Source organism: Skermanella aerolata KACC 11604 (assembly GCF_000936425.1).
GTDB classification, from domain to species: domain Bacteria; phylum Pseudomonadota; class Alphaproteobacteria; order Azospirillales; family Azospirillaceae; genus Skermanella; species Skermanella aerolata.
The window spans coordinates 79,880-102,905 of sequence record NZ_AVFK01000010.1; the positions used below are offsets into that span (position 1 = coordinate 79,880).

Annotated in this window: 25 protein-coding genes; 18 read left to right on the top strand and 7 right to left on the bottom strand. The window is 64.9% G+C overall.

Translation table 11 applies throughout. The features are described from left to right. Positions 1-16: 16 nt before the first annotated feature. A complete protein-coding gene (locus N826_RS14505) occupies positions 17-574 on the bottom strand; it encodes a hypothetical protein (RefSeq protein ID WP_044429920.1) in 558 nt (185 codons plus the stop codon). Between the two features lie 248 nt (positions 575-822). On the opposite strand from N826_RS14505, the gene ccoN reads away from it, so the two are divergent. From ccoN to N826_RS14545, 9 genes are all read left to right on the top strand, one after another. After that, positions 823-2,325 (top strand): cytochrome-c oxidase, cbb3-type subunit I, encoded by a 1,503-nt coding sequence (ccoN, locus tag N826_RS14510; RefSeq protein ID WP_044429922.1) that lies wholly within the window; start codon positions 823-825, stop codon positions 2,323-2,325. Positions 2,326-2,337: 12 nt separating this feature from the next. Continuing rightward, positions 2,338-3,087, top strand: a complete 750-nt coding sequence (gene ccoO / locus N826_RS14515; RefSeq protein WP_044429924.1) for a cytochrome-c oxidase, cbb3-type subunit II — start codon at positions 2,338-2,340, stop codon at positions 3,085-3,087. Between the two features lie 12 nt (positions 3,088-3,099). Further along, positions 3,100-3,261 (top strand): cbb3-type cytochrome oxidase subunit 3, encoded by a 162-nt coding sequence (locus tag N826_RS14520; RefSeq protein ID WP_044429926.1) that lies wholly within the window; start codon positions 3,100-3,102, stop codon positions 3,259-3,261. A 3-nt stretch (positions 3,262-3,264) separates the two neighbouring features. Then, positions 3,265-4,140, top strand: a complete 876-nt coding sequence (gene ccoP / locus N826_RS14525; RefSeq protein WP_044429928.1) for a cytochrome-c oxidase, cbb3-type subunit III — start codon at positions 3,265-3,267, stop codon at positions 4,138-4,140. Positions 4,141-4,364: 224 nt separating this feature from the next. After that, a complete protein-coding gene (gene ccoG, locus N826_RS14530) occupies positions 4,365-5,831 on the top strand; it encodes a cytochrome c oxidase accessory protein CcoG (RefSeq protein ID WP_044429930.1) in 1,467 nt (488 codons plus the stop codon). Between the two features lie 64 nt (positions 5,832-5,895). Beyond that, complete coding sequence (locus N826_RS14535; protein WP_052831266.1) at positions 5,896-6,459, top strand: FixH family protein; 564 nt, start codon at positions 5,896-5,898, stop codon at positions 6,457-6,459. Positions 6,460-6,530: 71 nt separating this feature from the next. Next, positions 6,531-9,002, top strand: coding sequence for a heavy metal translocating P-type ATPase metal-binding domain-containing protein (locus tag N826_RS14540; RefSeq protein WP_044429931.1), 2,472 nt, complete (start codon positions 6,531-6,533; stop codon positions 9,000-9,002). Then, entirely contained in the window at positions 8,908-9,108 is a 201-nt protein-coding gene (gene ccoS, locus N826_RS45245; protein WP_084720758.1) for a cbb3-type cytochrome oxidase assembly protein CcoS, read from the top strand. The genes N826_RS14540 and ccoS overlap by 95 nt, the downstream gene beginning before the upstream one ends. A 101-nt stretch (positions 9,109-9,209) precedes the next feature. Next, positions 9,210-9,947, top strand: a complete 738-nt coding sequence (locus N826_RS14545; protein ID WP_044429933.1) for a Crp/Fnr family transcriptional regulator — start codon at positions 9,210-9,212, stop codon at positions 9,945-9,947. Between the two features lie 25 nt (positions 9,948-9,972). Here N826_RS14545 and N826_RS14550 read toward each other — a convergent pair whose 3' ends face one another. Then, positions 9,973-10,890, bottom strand: coding sequence for a methyltransferase domain-containing protein (locus tag N826_RS14550; RefSeq protein ID WP_044429935.1), 918 nt, complete (start codon positions 10,888-10,890; stop codon positions 9,973-9,975). Between the two features lie 109 nt (positions 10,891-10,999). On the opposite strand from N826_RS14550, the gene N826_RS14555 reads away from it, so the two are divergent. The 3 genes from N826_RS14555 to N826_RS14565 all read left to right on the top strand — a co-directional run bounded on the left by N826_RS14555 (position 11,000) and on the right by N826_RS14565 (position 12,935). Next, positions 11,000-11,779, top strand: coding sequence for a ComF family protein (locus tag N826_RS14555; RefSeq protein ID WP_044429936.1), 780 nt, complete (start codon positions 11,000-11,002; stop codon positions 11,777-11,779). 62 nt (positions 11,780-11,841) lie between these two features. Then, entirely contained in the window at positions 11,842-12,102 is a 261-nt protein-coding gene (gene grxC / locus N826_RS14560) for a glutaredoxin 3 (RefSeq protein ID WP_044429938.1), read from the top strand. Next, on the top strand, positions 12,102-12,935 hold the full coding sequence (locus tag N826_RS14565; RefSeq protein WP_044429940.1) for a carbon-nitrogen hydrolase family protein: 834 nt from the start codon (positions 12,102-12,104) through the stop codon (positions 12,933-12,935). The genes grxC and N826_RS14565 overlap by 1 nt, the downstream gene beginning before the upstream one ends. Positions 12,936-12,947: 12 nt before the next feature. On the opposite strand, the gene N826_RS14570 is transcribed toward N826_RS14565, so the two are convergent. From N826_RS14570 to N826_RS14580, 3 genes are all read right to left on the bottom strand, one after another. After that, the gene (locus N826_RS14570) at positions 12,948-13,334 is read right to left on the bottom strand and encodes a response regulator (protein ID WP_244619611.1); all 387 of its coding nucleotides are present in this window, start codon (positions 13,332-13,334) and stop codon (positions 12,948-12,950) included. Between the two features lie 10 nt (positions 13,335-13,344). Further along, on the bottom strand, positions 13,345-15,024 hold the full coding sequence (locus N826_RS14575) for a sensor histidine kinase (protein ID WP_044429942.1): 1,680 nt from the start codon (positions 15,022-15,024) through the stop codon (positions 13,345-13,347). Between the two features lie 68 nt (positions 15,025-15,092). After that, positions 15,093-15,650 (bottom strand): class I SAM-dependent methyltransferase, encoded by a 558-nt coding sequence (locus N826_RS14580; protein WP_044429944.1) that lies wholly within the window; start codon positions 15,648-15,650, stop codon positions 15,093-15,095. Positions 15,651-15,771: 121 nt separating this feature from the next. Here N826_RS14580 and N826_RS14585 point away from each other — a divergent pair, with 121 nt between their 5' ends. Further along, on the top strand, positions 15,772-16,197 hold the full coding sequence (locus tag N826_RS14585) for a DUF1178 family protein (RefSeq protein WP_044429946.1): 426 nt from the start codon (positions 15,772-15,774) through the stop codon (positions 16,195-16,197). A gap of 71 nt (positions 16,198-16,268) precedes the next feature. On the opposite strand, the gene N826_RS14590 is transcribed toward N826_RS14585, so the two are convergent. Next, the gene (locus N826_RS14590) at positions 16,269-17,435 is read right to left on the bottom strand and encodes a DUF2336 domain-containing protein (RefSeq protein WP_044429948.1); all 1,167 of its coding nucleotides are present in this window, start codon (positions 17,433-17,435) and stop codon (positions 16,269-16,271) included. A 504-nt stretch (positions 17,436-17,939) separates the two neighbouring features. Here N826_RS14590 and N826_RS14595 point away from each other — a divergent pair. From N826_RS14595 to N826_RS14610, 4 genes are all read left to right on the top strand, one after another. Then, positions 17,940-18,140, top strand: a complete 201-nt coding sequence (locus N826_RS14595) for a hypothetical protein (RefSeq protein WP_044429950.1) — start codon at positions 17,940-17,942, stop codon at positions 18,138-18,140. Between the two features lie 77 nt (positions 18,141-18,217). Next, positions 18,218-18,769 carry an NUDIX hydrolase gene (locus N826_RS14600; protein ID WP_044429952.1) on the top strand — a complete coding sequence of 184 codons (552 nt, stop codon included), beginning with the start codon at positions 18,218-18,220 and terminating at the stop codon, positions 18,767-18,769. A gap of 105 nt (positions 18,770-18,874) precedes the next feature. Continuing rightward, the gene (locus N826_RS14605; protein ID WP_044429953.1) at positions 18,875-20,122 is read left to right on the top strand and encodes a DUF2336 domain-containing protein; all 1,248 of its coding nucleotides are present in this window, start codon (positions 18,875-18,877) and stop codon (positions 20,120-20,122) included. Positions 20,123-20,196: 74 nt separating this feature from the next. Next, positions 20,197-21,057 carry a DMT family transporter gene (locus N826_RS14610; protein WP_244619612.1) on the top strand — a complete coding sequence of 287 codons (861 nt, stop codon included), beginning with the start codon at positions 20,197-20,199 and terminating at the stop codon, positions 21,055-21,057. A gap of 218 nt (positions 21,058-21,275) precedes the next feature. Here N826_RS14610 and N826_RS14615 read toward each other — a convergent pair whose 3' ends face one another. Further along, on the bottom strand, positions 21,276-21,671 hold the full coding sequence (locus tag N826_RS14615; RefSeq protein ID WP_147040753.1) for a hypothetical protein: 396 nt from the start codon (positions 21,669-21,671) through the stop codon (positions 21,276-21,278). 268 nt (positions 21,672-21,939) lie between these two features. On the opposite strand from N826_RS14615, the gene mdh reads away from it, so the two are divergent. Continuing rightward, positions 21,940-22,908 (top strand): malate dehydrogenase, encoded by a 969-nt coding sequence (gene mdh / locus N826_RS14620; RefSeq protein WP_044429958.1) that lies wholly within the window; start codon positions 21,940-21,942, stop codon positions 22,906-22,908. The last annotated feature ends 118 nt before the right edge of the window (positions 22,909-23,026 follow it).

The window sequence follows — 23,026 nt, forward strand, 5'->3', positions numbered from 1 at the left end:
GAATGCCGGCATGCCGTCAAACGTCGTTGGCGGCGTCCGGCGTCGTCGGCGCGTCCTGGCCGATCATCCTTTTGCACAACCGCAGCGTTCCCACTGCGTGGCCCGCATCGCGGAAACAGGCCAGCAGCCAGTTGCAGTAATCGGGAAGACTGGAATAGTCATCGGGCAGGTTCGTATGGATGGCGGTGCAGCCAAGTGCCTCCGCCACGCGGTCCATGGCGTTCAGCAACTCGTCGGCGGCGCCCGCCATGTCGAACAGGTCGAGCACGATGAAGTTCTCGACCGTCAGTACACGGCCGTGGCGGAGGTGTTCTTCCACGGTATAGCTGAAAAGGCCGTGGATATAGCCCCGATCGTTCTGGACCGTCATGATCCCGCGGGGATTCGGAACGGCGCCGTCGTCCGTCCGGCCAGTCGTATCGAGCTCGAATTCAAGCTCCCGCGGTAACAGAACGGCTGCGGCAAAATCGCGCCATCGGTCCACGTCGAGATCGGGTGCAATGGTCTGCACCACGGGGAATGCCTGGTCGATCTGACGGCGAATCAAGGGTTTTGCGACATAAGTGGCGTGCATGGGCGTCTCGGCGACGGTTCAGGCACAGACGATGGCAGTCCCTCCGCTCCGGGGTCGTTGACGTAGATCAATGTTGCCGGACACCGGCGTCCTCATAGTCCGCAACCGGCAATGGGACCGTAACTGGCGCCGCGCTCATGCGCGGAAGCAAGGCGGAATCCCCACGTGAAATGATAAGCAACCTTACGGTGGTGTGGACCGACGGGGGGCTCCCCAGGGGCCGGCCGCACCAGACGGGAGATTTGGTAATGACAGCAGCGACCCTGTCCCACGGTTCATCCGTGGGGGGCGAGCGGGCAGGTGAGGAGACCGTCTCGTACAACGAGGCTGTCATCCGCCTGTTCGTCATCGCCACTATGTTCTGGGGCGTGATCGGCTTTATGGCCGGCATCTTCATCGCCCTCGAATTGGCGTTCCCGGCGCTCAATCTGGGCCTGGAATGGACCAGCTTCGGCCGCCTGCGGCCGCTGCACACTTCGGCGGTGGTCTTCGCCTTCGGCGGCAACGCCCTCTTCGCCACGTCGCTGTACGTCGTCCAGCGCACCTGCCGCGCCACTCTCTGGGGCGGTCCGCTGGTGGCCAACTTCCTGTTCTGGGGCTACCAGATCTTCATCGTGCTGGCGGCCTCCGGCTATGTCCTGGGCATCACCCAGGGCAAGGAATACGCCGAGCCGGAATGGTACGTCGACCTGTGGCTGACGGTCGTCTGGGTGGTATACCTGCTGACCTTCGTCGGCACGATCATGCAGCGCCGTGAGCCGCACATCTATGTGGCCAACTGGTTCTATCTGGCGATGATCGTGACCATCGCGATGCTGCACCTGGTCAACAACCTCAGCGTCCCGGTCTCCTTCTTCGGCGCCACCAGCTACTCGTACTTCGCCGGCGTCCAGGGTGCCCTGGTCCAGTGGTGGTACGGACACAACGCGGTCGGCTTCTTCCTGACCGCCGGCTTCCTGGGCATGATGTATTACTTCATCCCCAAGCAGGCCGGCCGCCCCGTCTACTCCTACCGCCTGTCGATCATCCACTTCTGGTCGCTGATCTTCCTCTACATCTGGGCCGGTCCGCACCACCTGCACTACACGGCGCTGCCCGACTGGGCGCAGACGCTGGGCATGACCTTCTCCGTCATGCTGTGGATGCCGTCCTGGGGCGGCATGATCAACGGCATCATGACCCTGTCCGGCGCCTGGGACAAGCTGCGCACCGATCCGGTGCTGCGCTTCCTGGTCACCTCGGTCGCGTTCTACGGCATGAGCACCTTCGAAGGTCCCGTCATGTCGATCAAGGCGGTCAACGCCCTGTCGCACTACACCGACTGGACCGTCGGCCACGTCCATTCCGGCGCGCTCGGCTGGGTCGCCTTCGTCAGCTTCGGCGCCGTCTACTACCTGGTGCCCCAGCTCTGGAAGACCGGCCGGCTCTACTCCCAGCGTCTGGTCAGCTATCACTTCTGGACCGCGACCATCGGCATCGTGCTCTACATCACCGCGATGTGGATCTCCGGCATCATGCAGGGCCTGATGTGGCGCGCGTACGACAATCTCGGCTTCCTCCAGTATTCATTCGTCGAGACGGTCGCCGCCATGCATCCCTTCTACGTGATCCGCGCTCTCGGCGGCATCATGTTCCTCGTTGGCGCTCTTATCATGGTCTACAACCTGTGGCGCACGACCAAGGGCGACGTTCGGGTTGAGAAGCCCTATGTCACCGCCCCGACGCGCAAGTTCGCGCCGGCTGCCGAGTAAGGACGCCGCATAATGGCAACCAGCAATAAGAAGCCCGGACTCTTCGATCACGGCCTGATCGAAAAGAACGTCACCCTGATGATGGTTCTGATCCTGCTCACCGTCTCCATCGGTGGCCTGGTCGAGATCATTCCCCTCTTCACCATCGAGTCGACGATCGAGAAGGTGCAGGGCGTCCGTCCCTACAGTCCGCTCGAGCAGTTCGGCCGCAACATCTACGTCCGCGAAGGCTGCTACAACTGCCATAGCCAGCAGATCCGTCCGTTCCGCGACGAAGCTGAGCGCTACGGCCACTACAGCCTCGCGGCCGAGAGCATGTACGACCATCCGTTCCAGTGGAGCTCCAAGCGCACCGGTCCGGATCTGGCCCGCGTCGGCGGCAAGTACTCCGACGCCTGGCAGGTCGCCCATCTGATCGATCCGCGCGCCGTGGTGCCGGAATCGATCATGCCGGGCTACGCCTTCCTGGCCACCCGGCCGCTGAAGGCCGCCGACGTCAAGGAGCACCTGAAGACGCTGAAGATCGTCGGCGTGCCCTATACCGACGAGCAGGTCGAGAACGCCGCCAAGGATCTGGAAGTCCAGACCCGTCCGGACGGCGACACGGCCGGCCTCCTGGCCCGCTACCCCAAGGCGGTCGTCTCGAACTTCGACGGCGACACCAAGGTCGTGACCGAGATGGATGCGCTGGTCGCTTACTTGCAGATGCTTGGCACGCTGGTCGACTTCACGAAATACCAACCGGCCGATTTCAAGCAATAAGTGGGGGGACCAATGGATCTCAACGCAATCGCTTCGTTTTTGCGCTCCTTCTGGACGGTTTGGTTGATGCTGCTGTTCATCGGCGTCCTGTTCTGGGCCTTGCGGCCCAAGAACAAGGATCAGTTCGAGGAAGCCAGCCTCATCCCGTTCAGGAATGAAGGCCAGGAGAATTAGGTCATGCCGACCAAGGTCGAAAAGGACTCCCTGTCGGGGGTCGATACCACTGGGCACGAGTGGGATGGTATTCAGGAACTGAACAACCCGCTGCCGAAGTGGTGGCTATACGTTTTCTACGTCTGCGTGGCCTTCTCGTTAGGCTACTGGGTCCTCTATCCCGCGATTCCGCTCGGCAAGAGCTATACCGGCGGCATTCTGGGCTATAGCCAGCGCGACGTGGTGCTGGCCGATATCGCGACCGCCCGTGCCGCCCAGGGCGCCTATCGCGCCAAGATCGACAAGGCTTCGTTCGAACAGATCGAAGCCGACCCCGATCTGCTGAGCTTCGCCATCGCCGGCGGCCGGTCCGCCTTCGCCGAGAACTGCTCCGCCTGCCATGGCGCCGGCGGTGCCGGCGGCAAGGGTTACCCGACCCTGGCGGACGACGATTGGCTGTGGGGCGGCAAGGCCGACGACATCCATACGACGCTGCTGCACGGCATCCGCTCGCCGGTCGATGGCGACACCAGGCTTTCGGAGATGCCGAAGTTCGGTGTCGACAAGCTGCTGACCGCCGTGCAGATCGATGAGGTCGCCGAATACGTTCTGTCCTTCACCGGACGGGACACCAACAAGGCCGCCTCCAAGAACGGCGAGGCCGTCTTCACTGAAAACTGCGTGGCCTGCCATGGCGAGAAGGGTGAAGGGATGCGTGAAGTCGGCGCCCCCCGCCTGAACGATAACATCTGGCTGTATGGCGGCGACAAGAAGACGCTGGTCGAGACGATAACCTACGCCCGCGCTGGGGTTATGCCGGCCTGGGGCAGCCGTCTGGACCCGATCACCGTCAAGCAACTCGCGGTCTACGTCCATACCCTGGGCGGCGGCGAGAAGTAAGAACTCCGATTCCACAGGTCGGCACCGAAACGCCGGGAAGGGCAATCTTCCCGGCGTTTTTGCTGCCGCACGCATCCGGCCGGCTTGTCCCGCAGGCCCCTCTCCCACGAAAGCTTTGATTTACCGCAATGCCGCGCCTGTTTCGCGGGCGCACAGTGCACAGGTCAACCGCGTTCCATCAGGGGCGCGGATGGATCGACGCAGACGCGAGCAAGGCATCCGGCATGAGCACGACTACCCAGACCCACGGCGGCGGCGATGAGCAAGTTCCCGCATCGCTGTTTGCGGCCCGTGAGAAGGTCTATCCGAAATCGGTCGCAGGCAAGTACCGGAAGCTGAAGTGGATCGCTCTCGTCGTTCTTCTGGCGATCTACTACGTCGTTCCCTGGATTCGCTGGGATCGCGGGCCGGCCGCACCGGACCAAGCGGTTCTGGTGGATCTTGCCGGTCCGCGGCTTTACTTCTTCTTCATCGAGATCTGGCCGCAGGAAATCTATTACCTGACCGGCCTGCTGATCATGGCCGCCATCGGACTGTTCCTTGCGACATCGCTGGCCGGGCGCATCTGGTGCGGGTATGCCTGCCCGCAAACGGTCTGGACCGACCTCTACGTCTGGATCGAGCGCAAGATCGAGGGTGACCGGTCCGAGCGTATCCGCCTCGACAAGAGCCCGCTGAGCGGCGCGAAGGTGCTGAAAAAGCTCTCCAAGCATCTTGCCTGGCTCGTGGTGGCTTTTCTCACCGGTGGCGCCTGGGCGATGTACTTCACCGATGCGCCCACTCTGGTTGCCGGCCTTTTCAGGCTCCAGATCGACGAGTTGTCCCTGATCTTCATCGCCCTCTTTACATCCACGACCTACCTGCTGGGCGGCTGGGCGCGTGAACAGGTCTGCACGTATATGTGCCCATGGCCGAGGCTCCAGGGTGCTATGATCGACGAGGACAGCCTCATCGTCACGTATGAGAGCTGGCGCGGCGAGCCGCGCGGAGCGAAGCGCAAGTCGCAGGACTGGGACCAGCGCGGCGACTGCATCGACTGCAAGGCCTGCATCCATGTCTGCCCGACCGGGATCGATATCCGCGAAGGCCTGCAGATGGAATGCATCGGCTGCGGGCTGTGCGTCGATGCCTGCAACGAGATCATGACGAAGATCAGCCGGCCGCTGAACCTGATCACCTTCGACACCCACAACAATCAGGTAGCAAGGTCGCACGGCTCCACCGCGCATGTCCGGCTGATCCGTCCCCGCACCCTGATCTACGGGCTGATCATCGTCGTGCTCGCCGGCATGATGGTCGCCGGCCTGGTGTTCCGCCCGCAGCTCGATATCAGCGTCCTGCGGGACCGGGCGCCGTTGTTCGTCACCCTGTCCGATGGCGATATCCGCAACGGCTATACCTTCAAGATCTCCAATATGACGCGCTACGCCAAGGACTACAGCCTCAGGCTCGACGGCGTGGCCGGCGCCACTCTGGCCGTCGTCGGACAGGAGGATCGGGTCGAAAGGATCGACCTTGCCGCCCGGCCCGACACGGTCGCGACATACCGGATCTATGTGCGGGCGCCGGCGAGAGCGCTGGCGTCCACATCGACTCCGGTGACCTTCACCCTGACCGACAAGACGACGGTCGGCAGGGGCGCTCCCGAAGAGGTCGACTATCACTCCGTCTTCATCGGGCCGGACAAGTAGTCCCGGATGAAACACGCGATCCGTTCAAGCGCCTCAGGCGCCGGTACAGCAATGGGAAACGCCGATGTCCGTTGAAAATCTGCAGGGTCGCCGCACCGGATCGTCTGGCGCCGCATTATCTGGTGCAGGATCGTCTGGCACCGGATCATCGGGCGGCCGTCCGCCCGGCTGGTGGTATCCCTGGATCTTCGTCGGATTCTTCTTCATTACCGTCGCGGTCAACGGGACCATGGTGTTCTTCGCCATCAGCAGCTGGACCGGGCTGGAAACCCAGCATTACTGGGAGCGGGGCACGGCCTATAACGCCGCTATCGACGGCGCTCGCGATCAGCGGAAGCGCGGCTGGCAAGTCGGGATCGAGTTTCAGGCACCGGATATCCGATCGGCCCGGCTGGCCGTGGATATCAAGGACCATGCCGGCACTATCCTCGCCGGTGCCCGGGTGACCGCCGAAGTGGTCCGGCCGACCAGCGAAGGGCACGATTTCACGGTCGAGCTCTCGGATCGGGGCCAGGGCCGGTATACCGCCGACTTTGCCTTCCCGTTGCCGGGGCAGTGGGACATCCGCGTCGTCGCCGACCATCCCCAGGGCGACTACCAGGAAGTCAAGCGGGTGATCGTCAAGTAAAATCCGGTCCGGATCGGCATCGGGAAAGTCGGCGTCTGGTAAATCAGCGTCAGGAAAATCAGGGTCAAGTGATGAGCACAGGCACTTCCTGTCTCCATTGCGGGCAGGATATAGCGGAACGGACGACGGCCGGCAGCCGGTTCTGCTGTTCCGGCTGCGAAGCGGCCTATGGCCTGATACAGGGCCTGGGTCTCGATACCTACTACGCGCGCCGCTCCATCGACCCCGACGCGCGGCCTCTCCGGCCCGACGAGGAAGTGCGGGCCGCCGACTTCTCCGCCCATGCCTCGACCACGAAGGACGGCCACGCGACCCTCCACCTGATGGTCGATGGCCTGCAATGCGCCGCCTGCGTCTGGCTGATCGAGACGGTGCTCAGGCGCGAACCGGGCGTGACATATGCCCGGCTCAACATGACGACCCGCCGCCTTATCATCACCTGGGACCCGGACCTGAGCGACGCCGCCGCCGTCACGGGACCGGTTCTCCGCCTGGGTTACCGCCTGGTGCCGTTCGACCCGGAAAAGCTCGACGCGGCGGAAGCGTTGCGAGAACGCGAATTGCTGCGGGCGCTGGGAGTCGCCGGGTTCTCCGCCGCCAACGTCATGCTGCTGTCGGTCGCGATCTGGGCGGGTCACAGCCAGGGAATGGGGCCTGCTACCCGCGACCTCCTGCACTGGGTCTCGGCGCTGATCGCGATGCCCGCGATCCTCTATGCCGCCAAGCCGTTCTTCCGCTCGGCCTGGAACGCCCTGAAGTCCCGACGCACTAACATGGACGTGCCGATCTCGATCGGCGTGACCCTGGCTACCGGCATGAGCCTTGCCGAGACGATCCGGGGAGCCGAACATGCCTATTTCGACAGCGCGATCACGCTGCTGTTCTTCCTGCTGATCGGCAGATACCTGGATATGCGGGCGCGGGGCCGGGCGCGGTCCGCCGCCGAACACCTGCTGTCCCTCAACGCCTCCGCCGTCACCGTCCTTGACGAGGACGGTCAAAGCCGCGTCGTCCGTCCGGAACAGGTCGCAGCCGGAATGACCGTGCTGGTCGCCGCGGGCGAGCGGATACCGGTGGACGGCCGCGTCGCCGACGGCGTGTCCGATATCGATACCGGCCTGATTTCCGGGGAGAGCGTGCCGGGCGCCGCCCGTCCCGGCGACAGGGTCTTCGCCGGCACCCTCAACCTCACGGCGCCGCTCCGGCTCGACGTGACGGCGGTCGGGGAAGGCACCCTGCTGGCCGAGATCGTCCGCCTGATGGAAGTGGCCGAGCAGGGCAGGGCGCGCTACGTGGCGCTGGCGGACCGGGTGTCGCGGGCCTATGCGCCGGTGGTCCACCTGACCGCACTGGCGACCTTCCTCGGCTGGGTGTTCATCGCCGGAACCGCATGGCAGCCGGCGCTGCTCAACGCCATCGCCGTGCTGATCATCACCTGCCCCTGTGCCCTGGCGCTCGCCGTGCCGGTCGTCCAGGTGATCGCCAGCGGCAGGTTGCTGCGGCAGGGCATCCTGCTGAAATCCGCCACCGCACTGGAGCGTCTGGCGGAAATCGACACGGTCGTCTTCGACAAGACGGGCACGCTGACCGAAGGCCGGCCGGAACTCCACGCCGCCGGATTGTCCGATGCCGACCTTCGTCTGGCCGCTTCCCTCGCGGCGTCGAGCCGCCATCCCCTGGCCCGGGCGCTCTGCCGGGCTGTTCCCGGCGCAGCGGTGGCTGCCGGCGTCCGGGAAATCCCCGGCTCCGGCCTGGTGCTCGCCGGTCTCGACGGCGAGATCCGCCTGGGAAGCCGGCGCTTCACCGGTGCCGCAGCCGAAGACGCCAACGAGACCGCAAGGCCCAATCCCGAACTCTGGCTCGCCCGGCCCGGCGCCGTTCCGGTCCGTTTCCGGTTCACCGACGCGCTCCGGCCCGATGCGGCCGCCGTCGTGGCGGCGCTTCTCGCCAGAGGCAAGCGAGTCGTGCTGCTGTCGGGCGATCGCTGGGCCGCTGTTTCCGATGTCGCGGCCCGCCTCGGCATCGGCGAGTGGCGCGCCGAGCAGAGCCCGGCCGACAAGGCCGCCTGCCTGGAGGAACTGGCGCGGAGCGGAGCGACCGTGCTGATGGTCGGCGACGGCCTCAACGACGCGCCGGCGCTTTCGGCAGCCCATGTTTCCCTGTCGCCCTCCACGGCGGTCGACGTCAGCCAGACCGCCGCCGACATGGTGTTCCAGGGTTTGAAGCTTTCCCCGATCCTCGAAGTGCTCGACGTGGCGCAGCGGTCGGGCCGGCTGGTCAGGCAGAACTTCGCCATGACCTTCGTCTATAATCTGGTGACGATCCCGCTCGCGGTGGGCGGTCTGGTCACTCCCCTGATCGCGGCTGCGGCGATGTCGTCTTCGTCGCTGATCGTGATCCTCAATGCCCTGCGCCTGTCACGGCGCCGGCACCGATTGGACCAAAGCGATGGACGCGCTGATCTTTCTCATTCCGCTGGCGGTGGGGCTGGGGCTGCTGGGCCTGCTGGGCTTCCTCTGGTCCCTGAAGTCCGGTCAGTTTGACGATCTTGACGGTGCGGCGCACCGCATCCTGTTCGATGACGACGACATAAAGCCGTCATCGCGTGGCGGCGGGGTAACACCGTCGCGCCGCGACGACGGAAAATGACATGAAATCGTTCGGTAAGATGCACGCATGTTGCAATCTTGCGAAAAATCCAATTTATCACCAGAATGGAACATGAGAAGCAGACGGCAGGGGGGATCGCCATGCCTCCATTCGACATGGGCAGAGTACGCGAAAAGAGTTCCTTGGCTGACACCACACCCTGCGGCGCCTGCCCTGTACGTACCCTGACGGTCTGTGCGGCCTTGGAAGCGGATGAGCTTCGCCGCCTTTCCGACATCGTCCAGATGCAGCGGGTCGAGGCGAATCAGACGATTTTCGCCGAAGGCGAGGGGGCCGACGCCTTGTTCAACGTGACCGCCGGGACCGTGAAGCTTTACAAGCTTCTTCCCGACGGGCGGCGCCAGATCACGGGCTTCCTGGTGACCGGCGATTTCCTCGGTCTCGCCATGAACGAGAGCTACGCCTACTCGGCGGAAACGGTAACGCAGACATCGCTCTGTCGATTCCCCCGCCGCAAGATGGAAGCGCTGCTCGACGAGTTCCCCAAGATGCAGCGCCGGCTCTTCTCCATGGCGTCGAACGAACTGGCCGCAGCCCAGGACCAGATGCTGCTGCTGGGGCGGAAGACCGCGCGGGAAAAGATCTGTTCGTTCCTGCTGATGCTGGCGCAGCGCCAATCCCGGCGCGGACACAAGGACAACCCCGTCTATGTCCCCATGAGTCGTGCCGACATCGCCGATTATCTCGGCCTGACGACCGAAACCGTCAGCCGCACCTTCACCCAGCTCAAGACTTCCGGCGCGATCTCGCTCCAGGAAGGCAACCGCATCCAGATCGCCGATATGGATGGCATCTACGATATGGCGGAAGGCGTCTGAAACGCTCCTCTCCGCCCGATCGCCTCTAGACAGGTTCCGCCCTGTCTCCCGCCGAGCGCTCCTCGACCTTCAGCGCGTCGGCGAGGCGGATCTGGGCGGTCCCCGGCTTCATAGGCTTCTGCTGGCTTTCATGCGGGGCCCAGCCGGCCAGATACAGGATCTGGAACGTCGCGGTCACCCGGCCGTCGGGCTCCGAATACAGCTCGGCATACCGGCGTGCGGCATCGACCATCAGGGCACGCGGAGTCGGGTGCTTGCGCCGGTTCAACCCTGCATTCGTCTCGCCCATGCCGCGCAGGTCGGTCATCAGCTTGAAGGCGCTCTCGTAAGTCACCGTGATCGTGTCGCTGTCCACCACGGGCAGGGTGAACCCGGCACGCTGAAGCAGTCCGCCGGCGTCGCGCACCTCGGCGAAGGGAGATATCCGGGCGGTAACGCCGCCGGTCAGGTCAAGTTCGGCTTCCATCAGGCAGCGGCGTAGTTCGAACAGCGTCTCGCCGCCCAGCATCGCCCCGATGAACAAGCCGTCCGGCTTCAGCGCACGCCGGAGCTGGAGCAGCGCGCCCGGCAGATCGTTGACCCAGTGAAGGCTAAGGTTGCTGACCGCGAGGTCGAAACTCGAGTCGGCGAAGGGCAGGAGCTCCTCGTCCCCGGCGACCCGCAGGTCTCCTTCCGCCGCACATACCATGGCGGGCGACAGGTCGCATTGGACCAGCGTCTCGATCCCCTTGCGCCCGCGCAGGACGCGGCCCGCTTGTCCCGTATGGCAGCCCAGGTCAAGCGCCGTGGGGAAGTTGCGGACGACGTCGTCCAAGCGGTCGCCCAGGCGTTCGGCGACCTCTGTAAAGAGGAAGTCGTAGCCGGCAAATCCGGCGGCGGCGCGGTCGCGGTGACGGCGCACCGTCTCCCGGTCGAACACGGTCATGATATCGCGGTCATCCATCCTCCTAATATAGAGGGGCCGCCGCGTCGCACAACGACCGGAAGGGACCGGTCCGGTGCGACTTCCTGGCCGATTGACCGGACCTGCATACGGGCGCACAGGGGATGCCATGAGCATCAAGCCGTCGCTATCCCGCTTCCTGGCCGGCATGGGCCGCACCGCGCTGGACGCGATCCTGCCGCCGCGCTGCCTGTCCTGTGCCGGCACGGTCGACCGCCAGGGCACCCTTTGCCTGTCCTGCTGGAGCGGGCTGACGTTCATTTCGCCGCCGCACTGCGCCTGCTGCGGCGAACCCTTCGACATAACGCTGGCTGTGGATGCCTCCGACACCCTGCTATGCGCGACCTGCATCGGCCAAACGCCCGCCTATGGGCGCGCCCGTTCGGTGCTGACCTATGACGACGGCTGCCGGGGCATGATCCTCGGGTTCAAGCACGCGGATCAGACCTATGCCGCCAGCGCCTTCGGGGCATGGCTCGCCCGCGCCGGGGCCGAACTCCTGGTTCCCGAGACCGTCCTGGCGCCTGTGCCTCTCCATCGCTGGAAGCTGTTCGCCCGCCGCTACAATCAGGCGGCATTGCTGGCTCATGCCGTCGGCCGCCATGCCGGCCTCGCCGTCCTCCCGTCCCTGCTGGTGCGCCATCGCCGCACGACGCCTCAAGGCGGGCATAGCAGGACCGGACGCCGGCGCAACGTCCGGGGCGCGTTCCATGTCCGGCCCCGGCTGGTGGAACGGGTCCGGGGGAAGCCGGTGGTGCTGATCGACGACGTGCTGACGACGGGCGCCACCGTATCGGAATGCGCCCGCGTGCTGCTCAGGGCCGGGGCATCCCGCGTCGATGTGCTCACCCTCGCGCGGGTTCCGAACGGCGGTATCTGGCGAAACTGATGGGGCTCGCCATATAGTCGTGAACAGTCAGGTTCTCATTTCCCGATCGGAGTTCACGGTCCATGGCCGAAGTCGTTATGTATTCCAGCCCCTGGTGCCCCTATTGCTCGCGGGCCAAGAAGCTCCTCAACGAGAAGGGGGTCCAGTTCGAGGAGATCGACGTCATGATGCAGCCGCGCAAGCGGGTGGAGATGACGGAAAAGGCCGAAGGGCGGACCACGGTTCCGCAAATCTTCATCGACGGCAAGCCGATCGGCGGCTGCGACGACCTCTACGCGCTCGACCGTTCCGGCAAGCTCGACCCGATGCTGGGACGCGCTTGATGGCCGGCTCCCTGACCGTCGCATGCGTGCAGGTGAACGCCGGGCCGGAGATCGAGCCCAACCTGCACACCGTAGGCGACCTCATCCTGCGTGCACGCGAGGCGGGGGCCGATTTCATCACGACGCCCGAGAACGTCGGCATGGTTGTCCAGGGCCGCGCCCGGGTGCTCGAGCGGGCACGGCCGGAACAGGACCATCCGGCGATACCCTTCTTCCAGGATCTGGCGCGCCGGACCGGCGCCTGGCTGCTGGCGGGTTCGCTCGCCGTCCGGCTCGACGGCGAGGACCGGGCCGCCAACCGCAGCCTGCTGTTCAGCCCGGACGGTTCTATCGCGGCACGCTATGACAAGATCCACATGTTCGACGTCGACCTCGCCAACGGCGAGAGCTACCGCGAATCGGCGACGTTCCGGCCGGGCGACAAGGCCGTGCTGGCGCAGACCCCCTGGGGCGGCGTCGGCATGACGGTCTGCTACGACCTGCGCTTCGCCCATCTGTACCGGGCACTGGCGCAGGCCGGCGCCTCGATCCTGACCGTGCCGTCCGCCTTCACCGTTCCGACCGGCCGTGCCCACTGGCACGTGCTGCTGCGCGCCCGCGCCATCGAGACCGGATGCTTCGTGATCGCACCTGCCCAGTGCGGCACCCACGATGCCGGACGGACCACTTATGGCCATTCGCTGATCGTCAGCCCCTGGGGCGAGATCCTGGCCGACGGCGGCGAGGAACCGGGGATCGTCACGGCGCGGCTCGACCTGGGCGAGATCGAGAAGGCGCGCGGCATGGTGCCGTCGCTCAGGCACGACCGCGGCTTCGCGCCACCTGCTCTCTAGAGTTTCGGCTTTTCAGGTGCCGGTGAAGTCCTTGATGACTTGCAGGAGCCGCTCGATCTCGATCGGCTTCTGCAATACCACCAGCCGGTCGTCGGTGGAGACGCCCTGCTCGTCGTTCAGCGACATATAGCCGGTCATGACTACGATCGGCAGGGCTTCGTCCAGGCTTCTCAAGCTGGAGATCAGCTCGCGTCCGCCGCCGCGCGGCATCCGGATATCGGTCACCACGACGTCCGCCGGGTCTTGCTTGTGAAATTCGAGGGCTTCGATGCCGTTGACCGCCGTCGTGATGCGATAGCCTTTTCGGGTCAGGAAGCGTTCCAGCGCCATGGCTGCGATCGCTTCGTCGTCGGCCACCAGGATGTGGGGCATGGCCGACGGTTCGGGGTCAGGCATCATATTCCCTTGTTCAGTTTCTGCGTACCGGCAGTGATATGGTGAAGCGGGCGCCCTGTTCCAGGTTTTCCGCGGTTATCCTTCCTCCCATGGCGCCGATCAGGCTGGCGCAGATCGACAGGCCCAGGCCGACCCCCTTGGTGGCGTCCTTGGTCGTGAAGAACGGATCGAAGATGCGTTCCGCCAGTTCGGGGGGCAAACCGATGCCGTTGTCGGTGATGGCGATTCGGACCTGTTCGGCGGAATGGTCCATGCCGACCGTAACCTCTATCCTGCCGGTCAGCGCCGGATCTTCTTCCCGGCGCATGGCTATGGCGTCGCGGGAATTGCTCAGCAGATTGATGACGACCTGCTCCAGGCGGCCGGGCCGACCCGCTACCTGGATCCCGTCCGGCATGTCGCCGCTCACCAGCTCCATGCCTTCGCTGGCATAGTGGCGTTCCAGCAGGTTTATCGCGCGCCGAACCGGCGGCACGGGATCGAACGGGGCGACCTCCGCGGTGTCCCGGCGGCTGAAGGAGCGCATCTGATCGACGATCTCGCCCATACGCGCGGCTTGCGTCGCGATCAGGTCCATCCCCTGCGACAGGTACGCGATATCGCTCTGTCCCTCCGCGATCATCAAGCCGCAGTCGTCGGCGGTGATCTTGATGATGTTGAGCGGCTGGCTCATTTCGTGCGCGATACCGGCCGCCATGGTGCCCAGGGTCGCCAGTTTCGATGTCTGCGCCAGTTCCTCCTGGAGCGTCCTGTATTCCGTCATGTCGCGCGCTGTTCCCAGCAGCTTGACCGGCAGGCCTTCGGGGGAAAGCACGGGGGCCAGGTTGGTCTGCCAGATCCTGGTTCCCGTCGGCAGCTTCAGGGTTTCCTCGTATTGGATCGGCTGTTCCGATTCGCAGCAGGCGCGATAGCGCTCGACCAGGTGGTCCGCCATGTCGGCATCGAAGACTTCGTGCGGAGTTAGGCCGGCGATATCCTCCGACCTGAGCCCGGTCTGACGCTCGTGACTGGGGTTGAGCGCTTCGTAGCGGAACTCGCCGGTGCCGGCGATCCGGATGACGAACAAACCTTCGGCCAGATGCTGGAAGATGCTGGAATAGTGGCTTTCGCTGGCGCTCAGGCGGCGATTGGCTTCCACCAGTTCGGCGGTGCGCTCGGCGACGCGGGTTTCCAGCAATTCGTTGGCCCGCTGAAGCTCGGCGGTCCGTTCCGCTACCCGTGCTTCCAGCTCGTCCACCATGCGGCGGACCTCCAACTCGGCGCGGCGGCGTTCCAGGACCTGCATTTCGAGCGAGCTGTTGGCTTCCCGGAGCTGCGCCGGGCTGGGCAGCGCCAGCGCCTGGGGGATCAGCGGCCACAGGATCACCGCCGTGACGACCGAAATGGCGGCCGTGAAGGCCTTGACGGCGCCTTGGGCCACGTAATCGGGATACCAGAGCGTCCAGGCGCCGAAAAAATGGGTCACGCCGCAGGCCAGGATGAACCCGCAGAACATCAGGAAGATCCATTTATAGGCGAGATCCTGACGCTGACAGACGAAGTAGAGCAAACCTACTGGAATGGAAAAATAAGCCAGCCCGATCATGATATCCGACAGCAGATGGACCCAGATCAGTTCCGGCCGCCATGTCAGGCAAAGGCCGTGCGGCAGGAAGTTTCCCGGTGCGGCAAGCGACTGAAGGAAGCTATCCATTCCGGCAATACCCGTACTGTATTTGCAGTTATTTTGAGAATTTCACGGTAGCCCGCAATGCATAGTCTTTATCCGGGAAGTGGCCAAGTCAAAGGATTCGCTTGGACATCGAACATCGCGCAGAGCCGCTGGACGACGGCTTTCTTCGGACTGTCGACCTCCCCCTGTTCGAACGCGACGACCTGAAGGCCGGTCCCGGCCAGTCCCAGCAACTCGCCGGGCTCCAGCAGGAAAGCAGGCGAGGACGGCCGCCCGAAGCGCTCGTTGCCGCGCGCGAAGGTCTCGTAGATCAGCACCCCTCCGGGCTCGATCAGGGCGGTCAGCAGCGGCAGCAGGGGCCGGTGCAGATAGTTGGTGACGACGACGGCGGCGAACCGCCGGTCAGGCGGCAAAGGCCACGGACTGCCGTCCTCGAGATCGGCCCGCAGCAGATCGACTTCCGGACGGCCGGCCAGATCGGCTACGCCGCCGAGGTCCCGGTCGATCCCGGTCACGGGATGGCCGGCGCCGGCAAAGAGCCGGAGATGCCTGCCGCTGCCGCAGGCGATGTCGAGGACGCCGCCGCCTGGCCTTGCCAGCGGCGCAAAGCGCCGAACCCATGCCGAAGCTTCAGGAGTGTCGTGCATTCCGGTACCCTCGCTTCCGCTTTCATCTTGGTCTAACGAATTCGTGCATATATTACAGTGCATGCTTGCCGGAAAGTCGGTGGTCCTGCGGCGCCATCAGGAGCGGAACGAGTAACGGTCGATGATCCTGTTCGATCTGAAGTGCGGCGAAGGCCATGTGTTCGAGGCCTGGTTCAGGAACGGCGGCGCCTATGATGCGCAGGCCGCCGCGAACGAGATAGCCTGTCCCCTCTGTGGCGACAGCCGGATCGCGAAGGCCCCGATGGCTCCGCGGATCGGAAAGTCGCGGCAGGATGTCGAGAAGACCGAAACCGCCGCCCTGCGTCGGGCGGAGGTGATGCGCGAACTGGTGGAACTGCGCCGCAAGGTGGAAGAGAAGTGCGACTACGTCGGCGATCGCTTCGCCGAGGAAGCACGCCGCATCCACTATGGCGAGATCGATAGGCGCGACATCTACGGCGAAGCGACCGAGACCGAGACGACGGAGCTCAAAGAAGAGGGGATCGTGGTCGAACGGATCCCCTGGGTTCCGACGACCAACTCCTGAAGCCCTTCGCGATCACTTCCGGTACTGCCCTCTGTCCGGTCATGTCTCTGTCCGGTCACGTCTCTGTCCGGTCACGTTTCCGGACGGTCGCGGCGGCGGGACGGCATGAGCTGGGTGGCGCCTGGGTTCATGCGCCAGCTTTGCAGGATGGGCAGTGCCGCTTCCGGCGTGACCCGGTCATAGAGCGCCAGCACGCGCGACAGCTCGCGCGGATCGACGATCTGTTCTCCCGGTCGGGCAGCCCGGCTGAGCAGGAAGATCGATGCGAAGAACCCCTTGTCGATCTTCAGGGCGCGGCATGCCAGGGTCAGGGCTTCCCCGCCGCTTTCCGCGATCAGCAGATGCATCGTTTCCGGCGCCAGCCCGGCGATCCGGCCGAACAGGGCCTTGAACAGGTCGATCTGCCCCAGCCGCAGCGTCTGGATCAGGATGGGCGGCGTGATGGCTCCCGCTTCCGCTAGACGCTCGACGGTTTCCAGCTGTTCCCCGGTCAGGCTGGTCCGCCCCCGCGTGCCGTCCACCAAGTCCTGGACCGTCGACTGGAGCGCCGCGTCGAGTTGCTGACGGGGAATGGGATAGCGTTCCAGGATGGCCCGCCGAAGCTCCTGCGAGACGAGCCAGTAGATCCTGGTCGCAAGGTCGGAGGTGAGTTCCGGCCGGCCGAGCAGCGGTTCGCGGAGCGGCGGGACGCGGCGCGCGGCGGTCGTCAGCTTGGCCATCGCCTGCGGAGACAAGCTGGCGCCCCGGTTGCCGAGCAGCGTTTCCGCCACCTGGACGCTGCCCATCTCCACCAGGGCGTCGGCCACCGGTGCGCTGACCGCCGGGCGTTTCGCCACGGCGATCTGATAGGCCTCCGCGTGGCGCAGGATGATGTCGATGAGATCGGCATCCCGAAGGACGCCGCTGTGCAGCAGGACCGGTTCGGCGATCTCGATCCTGTCGTTGGCAAGCAGGACGATCAGGTCGTGCGGAGCCTGGTCGTGGACGGCCAGACGCTGGGCCAGTCCCAGCCGGACGTCCATCTCAGCGTCGCGGATCACCTGCCGGAGGATATCCACGACAAGGTCCATCTCGCGTTTCGACAGGTCGTGCCCGGCGAAATAGAAGTCCCCGACCTTGTCGGCCAGATCGCGGCGCCCTGCCGGAGTACGGTCGCGCGCCATTTCGAACAGTTTGGCAAGATGCGCCATCGTACCGCCGCCGGTCTCCATATCGGTTCCCATCTCCACTCCGCTCATGGGCATATCCCGAAGCGATCCTGCCGCAGGCGCGCGGGACCAAGGGATCCGCCATACAGGGCGTCGGATGAGAACTCCCTCAATTCCTGAAACATCGATAACCAGTAGCCCATCGTCACGACCCTTCTGGTCGGGCGGTTTTAAGAATGGAGCCTTGTCTCCACTGACTTCGCAGTTCCCCCAGCATGAAGATTCTTCCTTAGCAAGTTGTTAACTCTTGTCTGCCGCAGCCGGCATGGGAGCCGTGAAACATGGGTCAAAACAGTGACATTTTAATTGTTTTAGTTCGATATTCGCCTGTTCGGCAGGATATGAGGCTGATGGTCCATCCTTCCGCCCGATCGGGGCGAATACTTTCGTCGCATTGGTGTGGCTATATACTGCCGATACGCGCTATGATTCTTTTGAGTACCTTCGAAAGAGTCCGGCTTTGGCGCCGGGCCGGGGTGCTGCGGCACATGGATCGCCCGTGATGCCGCCGATTGGATGCCAAGGGAGAGTTCGATGCAGATCCAGTCTTCGGGTGCGGCTCCGGCTGCGGGGTATTCCGCTGTTCAGTCCGGCGCAAGCCGTCCCGCTGGCGGCGCCACCGCTCAGGACGTTCAGCAGGACGGCGGCGTCCAGGCCAAAGGCAACGACGGCGGCAACCAGCCGGTTCAGGACCCCAACGCCACGCGTGGGCGAATCGTCAATATCACCGCCTGATCCGATCTCGCTGGGGGCGAGTGCCGGCGACTGCCGTTCCGCTTGCCGCGCGGCACGGCCTGAGCCACATTACGCCCATGAGTTCCGAATCCACCCCAAGCGGACCTGTCGTCCGCATGATCCCCGAGGGGGATGACCGCCAGCGTCTGGTATGCACGGACTGCGGCTTCATCAACTATGAAAACCCGAAGATCGTGGTCGGCTCCGTCGCCGCGTGGGAGGACCGCATTCTCCTGTGCCGCCGGGCGATCGAACCGAGCAAGGGCCTGTGGACGCTGCCGGCCGGCTACATGGAACTCAACGAGACGACAGCCGAAGGGGCGAAGCGCGAGGCTTGGGAAGAAGCGCGGGCGAGGATCGAGATCGATTGTCTGCTCGCGGTCTATGAAATCCCCCGCATCAGCCAGGTCCAGCTCATCTACCGCGCGCGCCTGCGCTCCCCCGACGTGGAACCGGGACCGGAAAGCCTGGAAGTGGGGCTGTTCCGCTGGGACGAGATACCATGGGACGCCATCGCCTTCCCCACGGTTCACTGGGCATTGGACGAGTACGACAAGCGCCGCCGCGAGCACGAGTTCAGCCCCGCCACCAATCCGGAACCGGAACCTCCGCCACCGCTGGGTCTGTAAACGCCCGTCGCCGCCGCGCCGGATAGCCGAACGTTCACCATCTGGAAACCATGGTGGATCATAAAGGGATCGAATACCCCTTCGTTCGGCAGTCCGGGGACGACCTTGTCCATCAAAGAGCAGATTCCAACGGTCGGCGGCGCGCTCGATTATGAAACCTCGAAGCGGATGGCGCAGAGCGAGGATGCAGCCACCCGCGCACAGGTGGCGAGCCGCGAGGATGTCCGCCCGGAGCTGCTCTACTATCTGGCGATCGACCCAGCGGTCGAAGTCCGCCGCGAAGTGGCGGCCAACCCGGCGGCGCCGTCCCAGGCCAGCGCCGTCCTGGCACGCGACTCCGACGAAAGCGTACGCAGCCTGCTGGCCGGCAAACTTGCCCGTCTCCTGCCCGACTTGTCGCAGGAAGCCCAGAGCCAGCTCTTTCAACTGACGGTGCGGACACTGGAGCAGCTGGCGAGGGATCAGGCGGTCGGTGTCCGGCAGGCGCTGGCGACCAGTCTCAAGGATGTCGCCTGCGCCCCGCCCGACTTGTGCCTTCACCTTGCCCGCGACATCGAGCACGAGGTCGCCGAACCCATCCTGCACTATTGCGCCACGCTGACCGACAAGGACCTGCTCAGCATCATCGCTGACCAGCCGAAGTCCTGGGTGCTGAGCGCCATCGCCAGAAGGGACGGCGTCTCCGAGCCCGTTTCCGCGGCCCTGTACAATGCCGGCGACATTGCGGCGTCCACCGTGCTGATCGACAATTCCGGTGCCTTGATCCCGGAGCATACCCTGACCGGCATGGTCGAGGACTCGGCCGGGTATCCGGCTTGGCAGATGCCGCTGGCGCGCCGCCCGAAACTGCCCAGACGCCTGGCGGTCCGTCTTGCGGAGTTCGTCGACCAGCATGTCCTGACGATCCTGCGCCAGCGTCGCGACCTCGACGCGGAGACGGCGGAGGAGGTGGTCAGCGTCGCCCGGCGCCGGATCGACTATCGCGACCAGAGAACGGACGGAGAGTCGCCGGAGCAGCGGGCGCGGCGCCTGTTCACCATCGGTCAACTGGACGAAAGCGCCATCAGCGACGCCTTGTCATGGAACGACTTGGTGTTCGTCAAGCTGGGGCTGGCGCTGCTGGCCGGTATCGTCCCGGCGATCGTCGACGACATCATCGCGGCTCAAAGCCCCAAGGGCGTGACCTCGCTCGCGTGGCGGGCCGGGCTCAGCATGCGGTGCGCCATGCAGCTCCAGTCGCGTGCCGCCAACATACCTCCCCGCATGCTGCTGAACGCCCGCAACGGTTTCGACTATCCTCTGACACCGGTGGAAATGAGTTGGCAGTTGGAATTCTACGGCGCGAAGCTGTAGACATTCTGGATGCACCGGAACCGGCCTGCTCTCATCGTCGACAGCTATCGCGAAGTCCGCTCGGGCCTCGAAGCATGACATCGGGCGGAATGTCGATCCAGGTGATGCTGATCGTGCTTCTGGCGGCGTTCCTCCATGCCAGTTGGAACGCCGTGGTCAAGTCGAGCCGGGATAAGTTCCTCGATATCGTTCTCGTCACGGGCGGTTCGGGACTGCTGTCCGCCGTGGTCCTGCCTTTCCTTCCTCTGCCGGCCCCTGCGAGCTGGCCCTATGCGGCGGCATCGGTGGCGGTCCATGTCGGCTACTTCGCCCTGGTCGCGGCCGCGTACCGCGCGGGCGACATGAGCTTCGCCTATCCCGTGATGAGGGGTACAGCGCCGCTTCTGGTGACGATCGCCAGCGGCCCGCTGCTCGGCGAGTATCTCGGCCCCGGAGCCTGGGGCGGCGTCCTGCTGATCTGCGCCGGCGTTCTCGGCATGACCCTGGCCCGCTCCCAAGGGCCTGCCGGGGCCAGTGGCAACGCGACGATGCTCGCCCTGGCCAATGCCGCCGTTATCGCCTGTTATACCTTCGTCGATGGGATGGGCGTGCGGCTGTCCGGCCATGCCGTCGCCTATACGATGTGGGTCTTCCTGATCACGGCGCTTCCCCTGACGGCCTGGGCCATGCTGAGGCGGCGGACCGATCTGGTCGCGCATTGCCGTTCCCGCTGGCATTTCGGGGCGATCGGGGGCGCATGCACCCTGGGAGCCTATGTCCTGGCCCTATGGGCCATGACCCAGGCACCGGTCGCCCTGGTCGCGGCCCTGCGCGAGACCTCGATCCTGTTCGCTACCGCACTTTCGGCCGTGGTCCTGAAGGAGCGTTTCGGGTGGACCCGGCATGCCGCCGCGGCGGCGGTGGTCGCGGGAGCGGTCGTCCTGAAGCTGTCCTGAACGGTCGGGCCTGATGCGGCTGAAATGATCTTGTCGTCCGAGTCTCGAAGTCGTTCGCAATAATTCGATTTGAACGGAAATATCGCTCCGAACATTCCGTCCGGGCTGTTTGGCGGCAGACTATCGGATACTGCGTCAATCTGCCGCCGCGACCTGAATCGGTCCTGAAAAGAACGATTCGAAGGCGTCCCAACCGGCCCGTCCAACCTGTCCGGCGGTTACATACCCGGCCGTGGCACCCGGTCGACCGGCCGTTTGACCGGAACGTTCGCTTCGAAGCGGACCACCGGCCTGGCCAGCGCATCGCGGCAACGCTGGCGCGCGGCCGCCTGTTCGAGGCTGGGTTCCCTCTGCCGGAACGGCGTCTCGAACCAGGCGCCGGCTTCTTCCCATGCCGGGATTGCAACCATCAGCAATGTCTGCAAGGACCGGCATTCGAACGTCTCCACCGCGTCCGAACGGGGTTCCAGGACGGTGATGCCCGGCGGCGTGGGTTGCGCCTCGTCGGTCGCCCTGGCCCGTTCGGCCGGTTCCATTGCTACTTGCGCTTGTATGGGCGAAGAGACGGCCATAAGCGCCGCCGCGCCGCACAAACCGTAGACCCAGGTCCTCATGAACGCCCTCCATCACCGAATTTTGGTATTACCATCCAAACGTTAAGTGCCGGGCTCCGGTTCCCGAAGCGCTATTCCGGAGAGGCTGCGGAAGCGGGCCGTTAGCGGGTGCGTTTCAACCGCCGCTCGGTTGAAGGCATCCCGTTCCCCTTGCCCTTCGGCCAGATTCGGAGTACGTACCCGCGCGGATTTGAGGGTCGTCAGGCCCGGCCGAAAGTGACCCTCGCTCCCTTGTATAATCATCTCCGCAACACTTGGGGAACGCTTCATGGCACGCAATAAAATCGCGCTCGTCGGCGCCGGCCAGATCGGGGGCACTCTCGCCCTGCTGGCGGGCTTGAAGGAACTTGGCGACATCGCCGTGTTCGACATCGCGGAAGGCATGCCGGACGGCAAGGCGCTGGACATTTCACAGTCGGCCCCGGTCGAGGGTTTCGACGCCGTCCTGACCGGCGGCAGCGACTACTCGGTCATCGAAGGCGCCGACGTCGTAATCGTCACCGCGGGCGTTCCCCGCAAGCCGGGGATGAGCCGCGACGACCTGATCGGCATCAACACCGGTGTCATGAAGACGGTCGGCGCCGCCATCGGCAAGCATGCGCCCAATGCCTTCGTCATCGTCATCACCAACCCGCTCGATGTGATGGTGTGGGTCCTTCAGCAGGCGTCGGGCCTGCCCACCAACAAGGTCGTCGGCATGGCCGGCGTGCTCGACAGCGCCCGCTTCCGCACCTTCCTGGCCGAAGAGTTCAAGGTCTCGGTCGAAGACGTCACCGCCTTCGTGCTGGGCGGCCATGGCGACACCATGGTCCCGTTGGTCCGCTACTCCACCGTCGCCGGCATCCCGCTGCCCGACCTCGTCAAGCTCGGCTGGACCACCCAGGAAAAGCTCGACGCCATCGTCCAGCGCACCCGTGACGGCGGCGCCGAGATCGTCAAGCTGCTGAAGACCGGTTCGGCCTTCTACGCGCCGGCGGCTTCCGCGATCGCCATGGCGGAAAGCTACCTGAAGGACAAGAAGCGCGTCCTGCCGGTCGCCGCACACCTGACGGGCCAATATGGCGTGGACGACCTTTACGTCGGCGTGCCGGTGATCATCGGCGCCGGCGGCGTCGAGAAGATCGTAGAGATCGAACTGAACGCCGAGGAAAAGGCTCAGTTCGACAGCTCGGTCGGGGCCGTGAAGACCCTGGTCGAAGTCGTCAAGAACCTGGAAAGCGAGAAGCCCGCCTCCTGAGGCGGCCTTCTCAAGAGGCCGCCGTCCCCGGCGGCCTTTTTCGTGTCACGGCGGGCCAAACGTCGCAGGGGGTTTGGCCTCGTCCGGTTCTAATCCGGTACCGGAGAGTGCTAGACTG